Raw genomic sequence first — 13,471 nt, forward strand, 5'->3', positions numbered from 1 at the left:
TCGTCGACGGTTTCTGGGCTGCTGGCGTCGACGTGCGTGGCGGCGGCCCAGGAACGCGGGAAACTGAAGCGTTGGCGGCAGAGAATCTTGTCGGCCACGCGCATGCCATCGTCCTTTCAGGGGGCTCCGTTTTCGGCCTTGCAGCAGCCGATGGCGTCACCGTTGTTTTGTCCAGCCTGGATCACGGTTTGCGCTTGAGCGCTGGCAGTCCGGCGATTCCCATCGTGCCGGCTGCAGTGCTGCATGATCTTTCTAACGGCGGTGACAAGTCCTGGGGCTTGGAGCCGCCTTACCGGCGCCTTGGCATGGACGCAGCAGCTGCCGCCTCAGAGAGATTCGAACTCGGCAGCATTGGCGCCGGACGTGGTGCCAGAGCCGGACTGCTGCCTGGCGGCCTGGGATCAAGCTCGATTGCACTTGTAGACGGACTGATCGTTGGCGCGCTGGTTGCAGCCAACCCGGTCGGGTCTGTTCAGATGCCCGATCAGCGCAGCTACTGGGCCTGGCCGTTCGAGCTGGACCAAGAGTTTGGTGGCTACCGGCCTGAGCCCGCATCGATACTGCCGTGCAGCGAGCCGTCACCGGATGACTCCCGCCTGGCCGCCATCGGGCGCCTGCAAGCCGGGGCGAATACCACGCTGGCCATCGTCGCCTGCAACGCTGATCTGAGCAGTGCCGAGTGCAAGCGCGTTGCGATGATGGCCCACGACGGCATGGCCCGGGCCGTCAGGCCGGCTCACACGCCGTTCGATGGCGACACCGTATTCGCCTTGGCCGGCAAGCAGTTGAGCATGGGCACCGGTCTGGCACGGCAGGCGAAGGTCGGGCAAATCGGCGCCGCCGCCGCAGACTGCCTGGCGCGAGCCATTGCACGAGCGGTCTACATCGCCTCCATTCAAGCGGCTTGAACCGGCGGCGGTCTGACATAGCTCAAGCGCAATCGATGCTGGCAGCCCAGAATCCACGAGCTTGAGTCGCTGCAGTCGCAGGACCTCCAGCGAACACCATCACAGCATCGAGAGGGACATCATGTACAAGCGGATTCTGGTTCCATTGGACGGCAGCAGTACCTCGGACCGCGCACTCAAGGAAGCCGCGCAGTTGGCCAGCCAGCTGGGCTCGACACTGGTGCTCATGCATGTTCTTGATGACTTCCCGCTCTACGGCGAGATGGCAGTCACGCCCAGTTTTCAGCAGACGCTTGAGGTCTTGCGGGCTTATGGTGGTGAGTTGCTGCTCAAGGCCTCCAAACAGGACTTCATGACGGGCTTGCCGCATGAAACCCTTCAGCGCGAGGCCTTGGGGGCGCGCGTCGCGGATGTGATTGTGGAGCAAGCCGCAGTGTCCAACTGCCAGCTCATCGTTCTGGGCACACATGGGCGGCGCGGCATCAATCGCCTGCTGATGGGCAGTGACGCTGAACTGGTGCTCCGCCAGAGCATGGTGCCTGTGCTGATGGTCAAGGCTGAGTCGTTTCCTGACTGAACAGGACGCCCTCGTCTGCCTCAGGCTTTTCCGCCACCGCTGCAACGAAGGGGTGGCTGCGGCGGCCTCTCCTGCAGTTCACTGCTGAGTTGCTAGGCCGCAGCCGCATGACCCACGGTCTGCGAGAGCAGCACCTCATGGTCATGTGCGAGGCCCAAAGCATTCGCCATCGCAGCGCGGTCCAGCCACGCCCGGATGACGGTCGCAAGTCCGACGCTTGCAGCGTAAAGATAGATGTTCTGAGCGATGGCGCCAGCGGCGACATGGGCATACGCCGAGCGCTGCGCAGCCGGCACCATCTTCATGCGCCCGTGATCGGCGACGAAGATCAAGTCCAGCGGCGCGCTGTCGACAAAGTCCTGGTAGCCGCTGATGCGCCGCAGGTCGGCCGCGCACAACAACTCAAGTTGGTGACGAGCCGGATCAAAGCGGTAGGCGCCTTGAGGCAGTGCCACGATGATGTCGACTTCCTGTGCATTCAAGGCTGATGGTGCCGTGCGGCCACCGCCTGGGCGGTTCTGGCCATTAGCGGCCCAGAGCAGATCAGACAGTTGTTGAATTGGCAGCGCCTCAGTCCGGTAGCTGCGCACCGACTGGCGATGCTGCAGGGCCTGCATCAAAGGCATGCCACCTGTGCGCAGGGGTGGCGGCAGCACCACCGTGGAGGCCCCGCTTCCCTTGGCCGGCTCAGGTCGCAGTGCGCCCATCGCGCCGAGGACCAGTTTGGTCAGCATGTTCGTCATGATCGCTTCCCTCCCCTGCGTCACAGCGTATGCCTTCTGTTTGCGTCTGGATTGCGCTGGCTCAAGCTGTCGCAAGAAGCGGGCTTGGGGTTCGCGGGGCAAAAGCATGGCTACAATGCGCGCGGTCAGGAGAGAGCTTCCTCGCGGAAGCCGCCGAAGGCGCAGTGGCACCGGTGATCCCAAGCTGCGAACGCTCAGGCAAAAGGACTGACAAGACGCCAATAACCCGGCGTTCCTCACTGGAGAGAGATGGGTCTTTGAATCCATCCACCGAAGGGGCAAGCTGTCGACGATCTGTCGGTGGCCAATCTCTCAGGTAAAGCGGACAGCGAGGGCATTTCCCCCCACTTCATTGGAAGTGGGTTACCAGAGTGCCCTCGGAGTTTTCAGTCATGTCCGCCAGCGAAGTCCTCCACAAGACCCCCCTGCACGCCCTTCATGTCGAACTCGGTGCCAAGATGGTGCCGTTTGGCGGCTATGACATGCCGGTGCAGTACCCCGCAGGCATCATGGCCGAGCACAAGCACACGCGTGCATCCGCTGGCCTGTTCGACGTCTCCCACATGGGCCAGGTTCGCCTGGTCGGCACCGGCGCCGCAGCGGCGATGGAAACAATCGTGCCGGTCGACGTGGTCGACCTGGGCGTCTTCAAGCAGCGCTATGCGCTGTTCACCAACGACACCGGCGGCATCCTGGACGATCTGATGATCTGCCGCCGCCCGGACGATCTGTTTGTGGTGGTCAATGCAGGCTGCAAGGTGCAAGACATCGCCCATATGCAAGCCAAGCTGGGTGGCCAGTGCGAAGTGATTCCCATGCCCGAACAAGCGCTGCTGGCGCTGCAGGGCCCGAAGGCCGTGACCGCGCTGTCGCGACTGAACCCCGAGGTCGCCAAGTTGACCTTCATGACCGGCGGCTTCTTCGAGCTCGACGGTATCCCCACCTTCCTGACCCGCTCGGGCTACACCGGCGAAGATGGCTTCGAGATCTCGGTCCACCAGGACCAGGCCGTGGCTCTGGCCCGCAAGCTGCTGGCTCAATCCGAAGTGATGCCCATCGGCCTGGGCGCGCGCGACTCGCTGCGACTGGAGGCGGGACTGTGCCTCTATGGCCATGACATCGACACCAGCACAACGCCGGTCGAAGCCTCCATCACCTGGGCGATCCAGAAGGTCCGCCGGCCCGGCGGCGCGCGCGCGGGAGGCTACCCCGGAGCAGCGGTCATCGAGCAGCAGCTCAGCCAGGGTGCGACGCGCAAGCGCGTCGGCCTGATCAGCGGAGAGCGCATGCCGGTTCGTGAAGGCGCCAAGATCGTTGATGCCAGCGGCACCGAAATCGGCGTGGTCACCAGCGGCACGCTGGGTCCGACGGTCGGCAAGCCGGTGGCGCTGGCCTATCTGCAGACCCCTCACGCGGCCCTCGGCACGGAGGTCTTTGCCCTGGTGCGCGACAAGCGCACGCCGATGACGGTCACCTCCACGCCTTTCACGCCCAACGGATACTTCCGCGGCTGATTCCCAGATTCCAACTTTGACACGGAGCCTTTCCATGAGCATCAAGTACACGCCCGACCACGAATGGGTCCAGATCGAAGCCGACGGCACCGTGACCGTGGGCATCACGGTCCACGCACAGGATGCGCTGGGTGATGTGGTGTTTGTCGACCTGCCCGAAGTCGGCGCGAGTTTTGCCAGCAAGGACGTCGCCGGCGTCGTCGAGTCGGTGAAGGCTGCGGCTGATGTCTACATGCCGGTCAGCGGCGAGATCACCGCTGTCAACGAAGAACTGCGCAATGACCCTGCGCTGGCCAACAGCGACCCGCTGAAGTCCGGTTGGTTCTTCAAGGTGAAGCTCTCCAACCCGTCCGAGCTGGATGCGTTGATGGACAGCACCGCCTACGACGAGCTGGTCAAGAACAGCTGAAGTGAGATAAACCCCTCGCTCAGGCCCGCCGCGCTGAACGCGGGCGTGACTGGGCGGTCCCTAGAGGGGAGACGGTGATGTCGGCAGCTCGGAGCCGCCTGCATCATCTGGCGGGCCGGCTTGGGGCGGCCCGGCGCTCGGCCCGCCGAAACCACAGATAGAGAGATTGTTGCCATGTTGATGTCTGCCCTGAAGCCGCTCGGCGAACTCGAGAACGCCGCTGAATTCCATGCCCGCCACATTGGCCCCGATGCCGCTGACGAAGCCGCGATGCTGTCTGTCATCGGTGCGGCCTCCCGCCGTGCCCTGATCGAGTCGGTGGTGCCGGCCTCGATCAAGCGCTCGCAAGGCATGCAACTGCTGCCCGCCATCAGCGAGGCGCAGGCACTGGCTGAGCTGAAGGCCTTGGCCTCGCAGAACCAAGTGCTGAAGAGCTTCATCGGCCAGGGCTACTACGGCACGCTGACGCCGGGCGTCATCCTGCGCAACATCCTCGAGAACCCGGCCTGGTACACCGCCTACACGCCCTATCAGGCTGAAATCTCGCAAGGCCGCATGGAGGCGCTGGTCAATTTCCAGACCATGCTGACCGACCTGACCGGCATGTCGATCGCCAACGCCTCGATGCTGGACGAGGCGACTGCCGCCGCCGAGGCCATGACCTTGGCAGCCCGTGGCGGCAAGAGCAAGAGCCAGGTTTTCTATGTGGCCGATGATGTGCTGCCCCAGACGCTGGAGGTGATACAGACGCGCGCCAATCCCCTCGGCATAGAGGTTCGCGTCTGCAGCGGCGATCAGGCCTTGGACAACGACAGCTTTGCTGTGCTGCTGCAGTACCCTGGCGTCAACGGCGAAGTACGCGACTACGCCGACTGGATCGCCAAGTACAAGGCTCGCAGCAACGGCGTCGTCATCATGGCTGCCGACCTGTTGGCCCTGACCCTGATCAAAGCCCCGGCCGAGCTGGGTGCCGACATCGCTGTTGGCAACACCCAGCGCTTCGGCATGCCCATGGGCAACGGCGGCCCGCACGCCGCCTATCTGGCTTGCCGCGACGAATTCAAGCGGTCGATGCCTGGCCGCCTGGTCGGCGTCAGCATCGACTCGCACGGCAAACCGGCCTATCGCCTGGCGCTGCAGACCCGCGAGCAGCACATCCGTCGCGAGAAGGCCACCTCGAACATCTGCACCGCCCAGGTCCTGCCGGCCGTGGTTGCCAGCATGTATGCGGTCTATCACGGCCCGCAAGGCCTCAAGCGCATCGCGCAGCGCGTGGCCAGCTACACCGCGATGCTGGCGCAAGGCCTGACCGAGCTGGGCCGCAAGGTGCTGACCTCGCAAGCCTTTGACACCCTGACCATCGAGACCGGGGTCGACACCGATCGCATCCTGGCTGCGGCACTCGCCGCAGGCGCAAATCTGCGTCGCGTCTCCGATCAGCACCTCGGCGTTTCGCTGGACGAGACCAGCACGCAGGCCGACGTGGCCTCGCTGTGGTCCTGGTTCGCCAGTCCCGGCCAGAAGCTGCCCGAGCTGGCGGCCTTTGCCAAGGGTGTTGATTCGCTGATTCCGCCGGCGCTGCGCCGCAGCAGCGCCTTCCTGACGCACCCGGTCTTCAACCGCTATCACTCCGAGACCGAGATGCTGCGCTATCTGCGCAGCCTTGCCGACAAGGATCTGGCGCTGGACCGAAGCATGATTCCGCTGGGCTCTTGCACGATGAAGCTGAACGCCACCAGCGAGATGATCCCCATCACTTGGCCGGAGTTCGCCAACATCCATCCCTTCGCCCCGCAGAATCAGCTGAAGGGTTATGCGCTGCTGGACCAGCAGCTCACCGCCTGGCTCTGCCAGGCAACCGGCTACGCGGGCATCTCGCTGCAACCCAACGCCGGCTCGCAAGGCGAGTACGCCGGCCTGCTGGCGATCAAGGCCTGGCATGAGTCGCGCGGCGAAGGCCATCGCAAGATCTGCCTGATTCCTGAGTCGGCCCACGGCACCAACCCGGCCTCGGCCCAGATGGTTGGCATGCAGGTGGTGGTCACCAAGTGCGACAAAGAAGGCAATATCGATCTGGTCGATCTGCAGGCCAAGTGCGAGCAGCATGCCGCCAATCTGGCCGCGATCATGATCACCTACCCCTCCACCTATGGCGTGTTCGACACCCATGTGACGGAGATCTGCGCGATGGTGCGCAAGCATGGTGGCCGGGTCTATGTGGACGGCGCCAATATGAACGCGCTGGTCGGCGTGGCGGCACCGGGCGAGTTCGGTGGCGATGTCTCGCACCTGAACCTGCACAAGACCTTCTGCATCCCACACGGCGGTGGCGGCCCCGGTGTCGGACCGGTCTGCGTGGTCGAGGACCTGGTGCCCTTCCTGCCGGCACATCGCTCGGCCGGCATTGGTGCCGCAACGAATATCGGTGCGGTCAGCGCAGCACCTCTGGGCAATGCCGCGGTGCTGCCGATCTCGTGGATGTATGTGCGCATGATGGGCGCCGACGGCCTGACGGCTGCCACTGAGGTGGCGATCCTGTCTGCCAACTATGTGGCGGCGCGTCTGGCCGATGCTTACGACATCCACTTCAGCGGCAATATCGCTGGCGTCAAGGGCGGCGGCGTGGCGCATGAGTGCATTCTGGACCTTCGCCCGCTGAAGGAAACCAGCGGCATCAGCGCCGAGGATGTGGCCAAGCGCCTGATCGACTACGGCTTCCATGCGCCGACGTTGTCCTTCCCGGTCGCTGGCACGCTGATGGTCGAGCCGACCGAGAGCGAATCCAAGCATGAGCTGGACCGCTTCTGCGACGCGATGCTGGCGATCCGCGCTGAGATTGCCAAGGTCGAGGCGGGCAGCTGGAGCCGCGAGGACAACCCGCTGGTGAACGCGCCGCACACTGCCGAAAGCATGCTCAAGGCCGACTGGGCGCATGGCTACACCCGCGAGGAGGCTGCCTATCCGCTGGCTTCGCTGCGCAAGCAGAAGTACTGGGTGCCGGTCGGCCGTGTCGATAACGTGCATGGCGACCGCAACCTGTTCTGCTCCTGCCTGCCGCTGAGCGAGTACCAGTAATCTCCGCGTGATCCCGGGCTTGCCGTCCACCGACTGCGCAGCCCTGATGACCGCCTGTCCGACACCTTCGGCAGGCGGTTTTTTCCAAGCCGGCCCACTCCACACCGGAAGGATTCCGAATGGCTGTCTCCGTATTCGACCTCTTCAAGATCGGCATCGGGCCTTCGAGCTCGCACACCGTCGGCCCGATGCGTGCCGCGCGGCTGTTTGGCTTGCGGCTCAAGCACGACGGCCTGTTGGCGCGCACCGCGCGCGTGCAGGTCATTCTCTACGGCAGCCTGGGCGCCACCGGCAAGGGCCATGGCAGCGACAAGGCCGTGCTGCTGGGGCTGGCTGGCCATGAACCGGACAGCGTGGATGTGGAAGCCATTCCCGCACTGCTCGACGCCATCCGCGCCGGCGCGATGAACCTCATCGGCGAACACGAGCTGCGTTTCGATGAGTCGAAAGACCTGGTCTTCAAGCGCCGCGAATCGCTGCCTTTCCATGCCAACGGCATGCGCTGCCTGGCTTTTGATGCCGACGGTGAGGAGATCGCCAACCGCATCTACTACTCGGTGGGCGGTGGCTTCGTGGTCAGCGACGAGGTGGCCGCCGACGGCTCCAAGCAAAAGGTCATTGCGCCCGATGCTACGGTGCTGCCCTTCCCTTTCAAGAGCGGCGACGAATTGCTGGCGCTGACGCGCCAGCATGGCATCAGCATTGCCGACGTGATGCGCCGCAACGAGCGCCGCTGGCGCACTGATGAAGAGACCCGCGCCGGCTTGCTGCGCATCTGGCAGACCATGCAGGACTGCGTCACGCGGGGCTGCCGCACAGAAGGCATCCTGCCCGGCGGCTTTAAGGTGAAGCGCCGCGCCGCGCAACTGCACCGCGACCTGACCAGCAACCCGGAAGCCGCCTTGCGCGACCCCCTGCAGGTGATGGACTGGGTCAACCTCTACGCACTGGCGGTCAATGAGGAAAACGCCGCCGGTGGCCGGGTGGTGACTGCGCCGACCAATGGCGCGGCCGGCATCGTGCCTGCGGTGCTGCATTACTACACACGCTTCGTGCACGGATCCAACGAAGATGGCGTCGTCGACTTTCTGTTGACGGCGGCGGCCATCGGAATTCTCTACAAGGAGAACGCCTCGATTTCTGGCGCCGAAGTCGGTTGTCAGGGCGAGGTTGGCGTGGCCTGCTCGATGGCGGCTGCAGCCTTGTGCCAGGTGATGGGCGGCACCCCCGAACAAGTGGAGAACGCGGCCGAGATCGGCATGGAGCACCACCTGGGACTGACCTGCGATCCGGTGGGCGGACTGGTGCAGATTCCGTGCATCGAGCGCAATGCCATCGCCTCGGTCAAGGCGATCAACGCGGCGCGCATGGCGCTGCGCGGCGATGGCACGCACTTCGTCAGCCTCGACAAGGTCATCAAGACCATGCGCGAGACCGGAGCCGACATGGCCGCCAAGTACAAGGAAACCGCACGCGGCGGCTTGGCAGTGAATATCGTCGAATGCTAAAAAAGGCGCTGCCTCTCGGCAGCGCCAACCCTCTCCTCCTCCCCCCCCTCACTTTTTAGCGCGGATCTTTGCCAGCTCGGCCTGGGTTTCGTTCCACAACTCCATACCGACATTAGTGGCAATGGACGCGTTGACGCGAGTGAGCCTGTCGCGCATGCGGGCTGCCTCGGCAGGGCTCAGTTCATTGATCTGCATACCCTTGGTCCTCAGGTCTACCAAGGCCTTGGCGGCTTCTGCGCGTGTGTCCTTGCGCTCGAAGTCGCGGCTGATGACCGCAGCCTTTTGCAGCACCGTGCGCTCGTCCTGGCTCAGTCCGTCCCAGTATTTCTTGCTGACCAGCATGATCCACGGGCTGTAGACGTGGTTGGTCACGGTCAGGTACTTTTGCACCTCGTAGAACTTGGCTGAAAGGATGGTGTTGTACGGGTTCTCCTGCCCGTCCACCGCCTTGGTCTCCAGTGCACTGAACAGTTCAGAGAATGGCAGCGGCACCGCATTGGCGCCCAGCGACTTGAAGCTCTCGAGGAAGACATTGTTCTGCATCACGCGCAGCTTGATGCCGTCCAGGTCTTCCAGTTTCGCGACGGCACGCTTGTTGTTGGTCAGGTTGCGGAATCCGTTTTCCCAGTAGACAAGTCCCACCAGACCTTTTTCTTCGAGCTTGGCCTTGACCTTGTCGCCGATCGGGCCATCAAGCAGCGCATCGGCCTCCTTGCTGTTGTTGATCAGGAAGGGGGTGTCCCACAGGGCCATTTCCTTGGCAATGCCGACCAACGTGGCGGTGGATCCCACCATCATTTCCTGCGCACCACCGATCAGGGCCTGCTGCATCTGGGTGTCGGGACCGAGCGCGGCGTTACCGATGGCTCGCAGCTTCATCTTGCCGCCCGATAGCTTCTCCACGTTCTCGGCAAACACCTTGACGGCACGGCCTTGGTTGCTGGCTTCGGCGAGGCCGTAGCCAAATCGGATCATGCGCGGCTTGATGTCCTGCGCTTGGGCAGCAGTGGTTCCGAGGGTCAGGGAAATGATGCCAAGTGCAAGCAGGCTGCGGCGAAGGGTTTTCATTTGTGGGTCTCCTGGTTATGGTCGGGTCATGACTAACGCATCCACGCCATGGGCGCGATGACGATCTGCGGGAACACGGTGAACAAGGTAAGTATCAGCACATAGGTGATCAGGAAGGGGTTCACCCCCTTGATGACCTGGTGCATGGAGAGTCGCCCAACACTGGCCACCACATTCAGCACCGTGCCAACGGGCGGGGTGATCAGGCCAATGGCACCGTTGAGCACGAACATCAGGCCGAAATAGACGGGGTCGATGCCGGCCTTGACGGCGATGGGCAACATCACGGGCGCGAAGATCAAGATGGTGGGCGTCAGGTCCAAGGCCGTGCCGATCAGTACCAGGGTGATCATCATCATGGCCATCAGCAGGCGCGGCGACTCGATCAGACCGCCCAGCCAGCCGCTCAAGACATTGGGTAGGTCAGCGAGCGTGATCATGTAGCTGGCCACCTGGGCACCAGCACATAGGAACATCACAACGGCGGTGGTCTTGGCCGCGCGCACCAGCACGTCGTGAAGCTCACGCAGATTGAGCTCGCGGTGAATGAAGGCTGCCACCACCAAGGCGTAGAACGCTGCCACCACGGCTGCTTCGGTGGGCGTGAACAGCCCCGACTTCATGCCTCCAATGATGATCAGGGGCATCAGCATCGCCCAGAACGCCTTGACGGTGGCACGCAGCCGCTCGCGCATGGGCAAGGGTGTGCCGGAAGGCAGATCCATGCGGCGCAGTTGCAGCTTCCAGGCCACGATCAGTCCCAGCCCCATGATCAAGCCCGGCACGATGCCTGAGATGAACAGGGCAGAGATCGAGGTGTTGGTCGTCACCCCGTAGATCACGAAAGGCATCGATGGCGGGATGATGGGGGCGATGATGCCGCCGGCGGCGATCAGGCCCGCCGAGGTGTGCATGGGGTAACCATGGGCCCGCATCATGGGCAGCAGGATGGTGGCCAGAGCGGCAGTGTCGGCCAGCGCCGAGCCACTCATGCTGGCCATCAACACCGCTGCGCCAATGACCACGAACCCCAGGCCGCCGCGGATATGTCCGACCCAGGCCTGCGCCATGGCGATGATGCGCCGGCTGATGCCACCCGCGTTCATCAACTCTCCGGCCAGGATGAAGAAGGGCACGGCCAGCAGCGGGAAGCTGTCGATACCGGCCACCATGTTCTGTGCGAGCAGCTGGGTGTCCCAGAAGTCCAAGGCCCAGGCCATGCCGGCACCGGTCAGCACTAGGGCGATGGCCATCGGCATGCCGATACCCATCAGCACCACCATGCCCAGCACGAAGATCACGAAGGCCAGAGCCTCATTGCTCAAATTCAACCAGGCCATATCACTCCACCTCCACACCGTGGCCCAAATCCAGCGGCGTGCGCCTGATCAACTGGGTCAACGCGATCACGCCGATCACAAGCGCACTCAAGAGCGCCGGCAAAGGCAGCAGCGCACTGGAGTAGCCCAACACCACCGATTGACTGTCAAGTCCGACCACCACCTGCTGCCACGCACCCCAGCCCACCAGTACGCAGGCCAGCAGCACGGCCAGGCGTATCAAGCCCGTCATCAGCTTCATCAAATGCGGCTTTTTCCGCAGCGGTATCAACAGACTGGTGAACGCCATGTGCTCACCGAGTGGATAGGCCGCCGTGGCACCGATGAACACCATCCAGACGAACAGCAGTCTCGACAGCTCCTCACTCGCTGCCACGCCGCTGCCGAAGGCATAGCGAAGCACGACATTGATGAAGACCGCCGCGGCCATCACCGCCAGGCAAAGAGCCATGGCGGTTTCACTGCTTCGTTGCCACAGCGGTTTGGCTGGGCTTGCGTTTGTGATGGGGCTCATCAGCCGCCTCCTTTAAGCCAGGCCAAGACCTGAGCAAGTTGTTGATCGAGGGACGTGGCGGCGGCGACCGTGACGACACCCTCTTCATCATCTGGCGCTTCCAGTGCGGCGAACTGGCTGGACACCAGGCTCACCGGGAACAGATGCTCAGCTGAGCGCGCCGCGACGCGCTGCAGCGACAGCTCCCGACTGATGTCCAGGTACACAAAGCGCAGACCCGGTGATGCAGCCCTCAGCTGATCGCGATAGCTGCGCTTCAAGGCCGAGCAGGCCAGGACACCGCCGTGCTCTGCGCCGGCAAGCGCGGCGGACAGGCGCTCCAGCCAGCCCTGGCGGTCCGCATCGGTAAGCGGGATGCCGGCGCGCATTTTTGCGATCGATTCGTCGGCGTGATACGAATCGCCTTCGATGTACGGCGTGCCCAAGGCCTGAGCCAAGGTGAGGCCCAGACTGGACTTGCCGCAGCCGGCGACTCCCATCACCACAAGCTTTCTCATCTTTCGTCCACCTCTCGACCAGACCTGTTTCGCAATTTCATACCGATGACTTGTTATGGATAGCGCTATCCGACTCGCGCCGAAAAGAGGGCGACCGGATATCGCCTCTATGTTCAACGGCCCCCGCAAGGACCGATTGCTTCTCTAGCCGGCCTGTCGTCTCGCAAGGACAAATATCCTTGCGCGCCGAAGCTGGACAGCGCTATCCTAAGCCAAACTCAATTCAAGCCAATCAGGGTATACACGCAACGATGTCGAGCTCGAACGTTAAGAAGGCCGCCAACTCCCCTGTCCCATCACCGGCACGCCGCCCGCGTGCGAGCGGGCGCACGACCCTGGCCGATGTCGCCCAGGCCGCACAGGTCAGCCCGATAACCGTGTCACGCGCGCTGCGCGGAGAACGCGCCGTGGCCCCAGACCTGGTCGAGCGCGTGCAGGCTGCCGCTCGCGAGTTGGGCTACGTGCCGGATCCGGCTGCTCGTGCGCTGGCGTCCAGTCGCAGCAGCCATGTGGCGGTCTTGATCCCCCTGCTGAGCAATGCGCTGTTCGTGGACCTGTTGGACGCCGTGCAGCGCCGGCTGCTCCCGGCGGGCTATCAAACCCTGATCGGAGTGACACACTACGACCCGGCCGAGGAAGAAGCCTTGCTCAGCAACTTTTTGCTGCACCGCCCCGCGGGCCTGATCGTCACCGGCTTCGACCGCACCGATGCGGCGCGCCAGTTGATCGAAAGCAGTGGCGTGCCCTGTGTCCATGTGATGGAAACGACACAGCAGGACGGTGTCTACAGCGTCGGGTTTTCACAGTCCGATGCGGGCGCGGCCATGACGCAGGTCCTGATCGATCGTGGCTACCGGCGCATTGCATTCGCGGCGGCGCAACTGGACCCCCGTACCCTGCAGCGCGTCCAAGGCTACCGCCAAGCCATGCAGGCTGCCGGCCGCCTGGATCACAAGCTGGAATGGCTGAGCCCTGAACGTTCTTCGCTGGCCTTGGGAGGCGAATTGTTCGAACGCATCCATGCGGATGACCCGGCGGTCGACGCCATCTTTTTCAACAATGACGACCTGGCCCAAGGTGCCTTGCTGGCTGCCCTTCGACTGGGAGTGAAAGTGCCCGAGCAGGTCGCCGTGGCCGGCTTCAACGACTTGACGGGCAGTGACCAGATGCTGCCCCCACTGGCCACTGTACGCACTCCGCGCAGTGCCATCGGCGCGCGCGCTGCGGTGATGCTGATGAAGCTGATGCGCGGCGAAGCCGTGGCGGAGCCGAGCTCGGACCTGGGCTTTGAACTGGTGCTGCGCGGCAGTGTCTGAAT

At 63.6% G+C, this 13,471-nt stretch carries 12 protein-coding genes and 2 riboswitches; of the genes, 7 read left to right on the forward strand and 5 right to left on the reverse strand.

Features of this window, described 5'->3' with window-relative positions; translation table 11 throughout:
- Together ACIQ67_RS02685 and ACIQ67_RS02690 are read left to right on the forward strand one after the other, a co-directional pair.
- Positions 1–908 (forward strand): P1 family peptidase (locus ACIQ67_RS02685; RefSeq protein WP_397532810.1); only part of this gene is annotated, 908 nt, incomplete at its 5' end.
- A gap of 121 nt (positions 909–1,029) precedes the next feature.
- Positions 1,030–1,485: a universal stress protein gene (locus tag ACIQ67_RS02690; protein ID WP_397532811.1), complete on the forward strand. Its 456-nt coding sequence runs from the start codon at positions 1,030–1,032 to the stop codon at positions 1,483–1,485.
- A 92-nt stretch (positions 1,486–1,577) separates the two neighbouring features.
- Here ACIQ67_RS02690 and ACIQ67_RS02695 read toward each other — a convergent pair whose 3' ends face one another.
- Complete coding sequence (locus ACIQ67_RS02695) at positions 1,578–2,228, reverse strand: nitroreductase family protein (protein ID WP_397532812.1); 651 nt, start codon at positions 2,226–2,228, stop codon at positions 1,578–1,580.
- Positions 2,229–2,344: 116 nt separating this feature from the next.
- Positions 2,345–2,448: riboswitch (glycine riboswitch) on the forward strand.
- A gap of 9 nt (positions 2,449–2,457) precedes the next feature.
- Positions 2,458–2,567, forward strand: a riboswitch (glycine riboswitch).
- A gap of 53 nt (positions 2,568–2,620) precedes the next feature.
- Between ACIQ67_RS02695 and gcvT the strand changes: the two genes are divergently transcribed.
- The 4 genes from gcvT to ACIQ67_RS02715 all read left to right on the forward strand — a co-directional run bounded on the left by gcvT (position 2,621) and on the right by ACIQ67_RS02715 (position 8,734).
- Positions 2,621–3,742 (forward strand): glycine cleavage system aminomethyltransferase GcvT, encoded by a 1,122-nt coding sequence (gcvT, locus tag ACIQ67_RS02700; protein ID WP_397532813.1) that lies wholly within the window; start codon positions 2,621–2,623, stop codon positions 3,740–3,742.
- A 34-nt stretch (positions 3,743–3,776) separates the two neighbouring features.
- Positions 3,777–4,151: a glycine cleavage system protein GcvH gene (gcvH, locus tag ACIQ67_RS02705; RefSeq protein WP_397532814.1), complete on the forward strand. Its 375-nt coding sequence runs from the start codon at positions 3,777–3,779 to the stop codon at positions 4,149–4,151.
- A 174-nt stretch (positions 4,152–4,325) separates the two neighbouring features.
- Positions 4,326–7,226 carry an aminomethyl-transferring glycine dehydrogenase gene (gene gcvP / locus ACIQ67_RS02710; RefSeq protein WP_397532815.1) on the forward strand — a complete coding sequence of 967 codons (2,901 nt, stop codon included), beginning with the start codon at positions 4,326–4,328 and terminating at the stop codon, positions 7,224–7,226.
- A gap of 119 nt (positions 7,227–7,345) precedes the next feature.
- Entirely contained in the window at positions 7,346–8,734 is a 1,389-nt protein-coding gene (locus ACIQ67_RS02715) for an L-serine ammonia-lyase (RefSeq protein ID WP_397532816.1), read from the forward strand.
- A 48-nt stretch (positions 8,735–8,782) separates the two neighbouring features.
- Here the strand turns inward: ACIQ67_RS02715 and ACIQ67_RS02720 are convergent, their stop codons facing one another.
- The 4 genes from ACIQ67_RS02720 to ACIQ67_RS02735 all read right to left on the reverse strand — a co-directional run bounded on the left by ACIQ67_RS02720 (position 8,783) and on the right by ACIQ67_RS02735 (position 12,153).
- Positions 8,783–9,802 carry a TRAP transporter substrate-binding protein gene (locus ACIQ67_RS02720; RefSeq protein ID WP_397532817.1) on the reverse strand — a complete coding sequence of 340 codons (1,020 nt, stop codon included), beginning with the start codon at positions 9,800–9,802 and terminating at the stop codon, positions 8,783–8,785.
- Positions 9,803–9,834: 32 nt separating this feature from the next.
- Entirely contained in the window at positions 9,835–11,142 is a 1,308-nt protein-coding gene (locus tag ACIQ67_RS02725; protein WP_397532818.1) for a TRAP transporter large permease, read from the reverse strand.
- A gap of 1 nt (position 11,143) precedes the next feature.
- Entirely contained in the window at positions 11,144–11,593 is a 450-nt protein-coding gene (locus ACIQ67_RS02730; protein WP_397532819.1) for a TRAP transporter small permease subunit, read from the reverse strand.
- Between the two features lie 62 nt (positions 11,594–11,655).
- On the reverse strand, positions 11,656–12,153 hold the full coding sequence (locus ACIQ67_RS02735) for a gluconokinase (protein WP_397532820.1): 498 nt from the start codon (positions 12,151–12,153) through the stop codon (positions 11,656–11,658).
- A 251-nt stretch (positions 12,154–12,404) separates the two neighbouring features.
- On the opposite strand from ACIQ67_RS02735, the gene ACIQ67_RS02740 reads away from it, so the two are divergent.
- Positions 12,405–13,469, forward strand: coding sequence for a LacI family DNA-binding transcriptional regulator (locus tag ACIQ67_RS02740; protein WP_397532821.1), 1,065 nt, complete (start codon positions 12,405–12,407; stop codon positions 13,467–13,469).
- Positions 13,470–13,471: the final 2 nt, after the last annotated feature.

This window comes from Roseateles sp. (assembly GCF_044373315.1).
Classification (GTDB): domain Bacteria; phylum Pseudomonadota; class Gammaproteobacteria; order Burkholderiales; family Burkholderiaceae_C; genus JACDQM01.